Source organism: Paraburkholderia tagetis, assembly GCF_022213065.1.
Taxonomy (GTDB): Bacteria; Pseudomonadota; Gammaproteobacteria; order Burkholderiales; family Burkholderiaceae; genus Paraburkholderia; species Paraburkholderia tagetis.
Map to the genome: position 1 here is coordinate 1 of NZ_JAKLJA010000103.1, position 3,621 is coordinate 3,621.

A 3,621-nucleotide genomic window follows, 5' to 3' on the forward strand; every position below is an offset into this window, starting at 1 on the left:
CGGGTGCCGCTGCCAGGCCTGGATGCTGACCGGCGACCCGGCGGCGGCCGATCCGGTGTGTGAAAAGTCGGCGCATCACGGCCAGGTCGTGCAGACGGTGCAGTTTGCGCGGCAGCCCAGGCAGGTGGATGAGCGGCCGCTCATTTTTCGCAGCAGAGAGAATTCGCTGGCGCGTTGAACGCAGAGCGCTGTTCAGAAACGTGGCGCGCGCCGCCGCGCACGCGCGCCTGGATCCTGGACGTGGCGCTCAGACCTTGGCAATGTGGAGGAAGTTGGTCGTGCCAGCCACGCCAAAAGGCATGCCGGAGGCAATGACGACGAAATTGCCCGCCTGCGCGAAGGCTTCGCGTCGAGCGATCGCACAGGCTTTGTCCACCATGTCCGGCACATCGCTGACGCTCTCGTCGGCGTGCACGGGATGCACGCCCCAGACGAGCGCCATGCGGCGCGCGGTGGCGAGTTCCGGCGTCATGCTCAGCACCGGCACCACCGGCCGCTCCCGTGCCGCGCGCAGGCTGGTGTAGCCCGATCGCGTGTAGGTGGCTATCGCCGCCACCGGCAGCAGGTTCGCGGTCTGTTGCAGGGCAAGGCAGATCGCATCGGCGACAGCGGCCTGCGGCGCGGTGTGCGATGCGTCGATCGCGCTGCGGTAGTCCGGATCGGACTCCACCTCGGCGATGATGCGGTCCATCATCGCCACTGCCTCGCGCGGGTATTGGCCAGAGGCGGACTCGGCCGACAGCATCACCGCGTCCGCGCCGTCGTACACCGCGTTGGCTACGTCCGAGGCTTCCGCGCGAGTCGGGACCGGCGCGGCGATCATCGATTCGAGCATTTGCGTGGCAACGACGACCGGCTTGCCGGCGGCCCGGCAGGCCCTGACGATCTGCTTCTGGATCCGCGGCACCTGCTCGGCCGGCAGTTCGACCCCGAGGTCGCCACGCGCGACCATGATGGCGTCGGCTGCATCGACGATCGCGTCGAGCGAGTCGATTGCCGCCGGCTTCTCCAGCTTGGCGAGCACGGCAGCACGCCCCTGGACGATCGCTTTCACCTCGTGCACGTCCTCGGGTCTTTGCACAAACGATAGCGCGACCCAATCGACGCCCAGTGTCAGACCGAACTCGAGGTCGGCGCGGTCCTTGGGTGTCATGGCTGGAATCGGCAGCAGCACCGAGGGCACGTTCACCCCCTTGCGATCCGATATCGTGCCGCCGGTGATGACCTGCGTATCGGCGAAGTCTGGTCCGAAGCTCAGTACCTTCAGGCGCACCTTGCCATCGTCGATCAGCAACTCCGTGCCGGTCTCGAGCGCCGCGAAGATTTCCGGATGGAGCAGCGGCGCGCGCGTGGCGTCGCCTGGTGTGGAGTCCAGATCAATGCGAAACGCCGCACCGGCTACCAGCGTGACCGGACCGTTGGCAAGCGTGCCGATACGGAGCTTGGGGCCCTGCAGATCGAGCAGCACGGAGATGGGCCGCCCCGTATCGCGCTCGACACGGCGGATGATCTCGAGCCGCTCCTGGTGCTGCGCGTGCGTGCCGTGGCTGAAGTTGAGCCGGAATACGTCGGCGCCGGCATCGAACAGGGCGCGCACGGTGCTCAGGTCGGAACTCGACGGGCCCAGTGTGGCGACGATCTTGGCATTACGTTTTCGACGCGTCATGATCGCTCCGCTTAGAAGATGAAATCGGTGTTGATGAATTTCGATTGATGCTCACGAACAATGGTGTTGAGCAGTGCCTTGTTCGACTCGGTCAGTTTGGCCGCGATCATCGAGCGAATCGAGAACGCGCGCAGCGCGTCGCTGACCGAGAGCGTGCCTTCCGCCGAATCCTTTCGTCCTGCGAAGGGAAATACATCCGGTCCGCGCTGGCACTGGCAGTTGATATTCACGCGGCAGACCTGGTTGACGAGCGGATCCACCAGTGCCCCGATCTGCGCCGTGTCGGTGCCGAAAACGCTCACCTGCTGGCCGTGATCCGAGGTGATCACGTAGTCGAGTGCCTCATCCACTGAGTCGAAGCTCATGACCGGAACGACAGGGCCGAACTGTTCCTCCCGGTAGAGTTTCATGCCCTCGCTCACGGGGTAGACGACCGCCGGATTGAATAGCGTGCTGCAAAATGCGCCGCCGCCCTCATTGACGACGCGCGCCCCCTTTGCGACGGCGTCTTCGATCGCCTCTGTCATGTACGCAGTGCGATGCGGGCCCGGCAACGGCGTGATATGCACGCCGGTTTCCCAGGGCATGCCCATCTTCAGCCTCGCGAGTTCAGCGGTGAAGCGCTCGAGAAACGCATCGACGACGCTGCTATGCACGATCAACATTTTGAGGGCCGTGCAGCGCTGTCCGTTGAACGACAGCGCGCCGAGCAGACATTCCTTGACGGCGAGATCCAGGTCGGCGTCGGGCAGCACGATGGCTGCATTCTTCGCGTCCAGGCCCAACACCGCGCGCAGGCGGTGCGACTTGGGGTGCTGTTTTTTCAAATGGTCCGCAACGCGGCTTGAGCCGATCAATGCCAGCACGTTGATCTTGCCCGAGGCCAGCATGCGTGGCACCACCAGTTGACCGGGCGCGTAGATGGTGTTGACCACGCCGGGCGGAAACGCGTCGCGAAAGACTTCGAGTAGTGGCTCGAACAGCAGGGTGCCATATTGCGGCGGCTTGAGGACTACCGTATTGCCCATGAGCAACGCCGGAATCAAAGTGCAGAACGTCTCGTTGAGCGGGTAGTTATAAGGCCCCATGCACAGCACTACGCCTAGCGGCGTGCGGCGGACCTGGCCAATGGTTCCCTCGACGACCATGAATCGGGAATGGTCGTTTTCCACGTCCTTCAGGGCCTCGATCGTGGCCTGGATGTACTCGATGGTGCGATCGAACTCCTTGCGCGAGTCGGCGAGACTCTTGCCGATTTCCCACATGAGCAGGTTGACGATCGACTGGCGGCGCTCGACCATGCCTTTCACGAACGCCTGCATGCAGGCGATGCGGCCGGCGACCGTCATGGTCGGCCATTGACCCCGGCCGTTGTCGTATGCAGCGACCGCGGCATCCAGCGCGGCATCGCTCTGCGCTTCTCCCATCAAGGGGTAACTGCCGATCTCGACCTGGCTTACGTCGCCGGTCGTCGCATCGCGCGTGCAAACTGGCGAGCGCACGACTTTACAGGGGCCATCCCATTCCAGTATCTGCCCGCCAATCAGGAAGCCGCGCTGATGAACGGGAGCGCCAAGCCGATGTTCCGGTGGAATTTCGTCGACGGTGGGGAAATATCGAGCGAGTCGCGCATTGTGATCGGTCGTCATGAGAACTCCAAAGGCGGTGGGAACATTCATTAAGGTCCTGCCAAGCAGGTATTGAAGTGCTGCACATCGCGAAAGAACAGACGGGTGTGCCGCATCAGGTACGCGCCGAGCCGCGCTGGCGATAGCGGTCGAGCGCCACGGCGCCCACGATCACGAGGCCCTTGATGATGTATTGCCAGATGTCCGAGACGCCCAGCAGCACGAGGCCGTTCGAGAGCACCGCGATGATGAGCGCGCCGATCAGCGTGCCGACGATCGAGCCCACGCCGCCCACGAAGCTCGTGCCGCCCAGGATCACCGCCGCGA

Annotated in this window: 2 protein-coding genes and 2 pseudogenes; 1 reads left to right on the forward strand and 3 read right to left on the reverse strand. The window is 64.1% G+C overall.

Going from position 1 to position 3,621, the window contains the following annotated elements:
• Nucleotides 1-178 (forward strand): annotated as a pseudogene (locus L5014_RS38335) (pyrroloquinoline quinone biosynthesis protein PqqE); the annotation flags it as partial.
• Nucleotides 179-247: 69 nt separating this feature from the next.
• Here L5014_RS38335 and pyk read toward each other — a convergent pair.
• From pyk to L5014_RS38350, 3 genes and pseudogenes are all read right to left on the reverse strand, one after another.
• Nucleotides 248-1,666, reverse strand: coding sequence for a pyruvate kinase (gene pyk / locus L5014_RS38340; RefSeq protein WP_238469062.1), 1,419 nt, complete (start codon nt 1,664-1,666; stop codon nt 248-250).
• An 11-nt stretch (nt 1,667-1,677) separates the two neighbouring features.
• Nucleotides 1,678-3,315, reverse strand: coding sequence for an NADP-dependent glyceraldehyde-3-phosphate dehydrogenase (locus L5014_RS38345; protein WP_238469063.1), 1,638 nt, complete (start codon nt 3,313-3,315; stop codon nt 1,678-1,680).
• Between the two features lie 94 nt (nt 3,316-3,409).
• A pseudogene (locus L5014_RS38350) lies at nt 3,410-3,621 on the reverse strand (ribose ABC transporter permease); the annotation flags it as partial.

What these genes read in the sequence shown, in the direction of transcription:
- L5014_RS38345 (WP_238469063.1), bottom strand. Translation starts at nt 3,315, where the DNA reads ATGACGACCGATCACAATGCGCGACTCGCTCGATATTTCCCCACCGTC.
- pyk (WP_238469062.1), bottom strand. Translation starts at nt 1,666, where the DNA reads ATGACGCGTCGAAAACGTAATGCCAAGATCGTCGCCACACTGGGCCCG.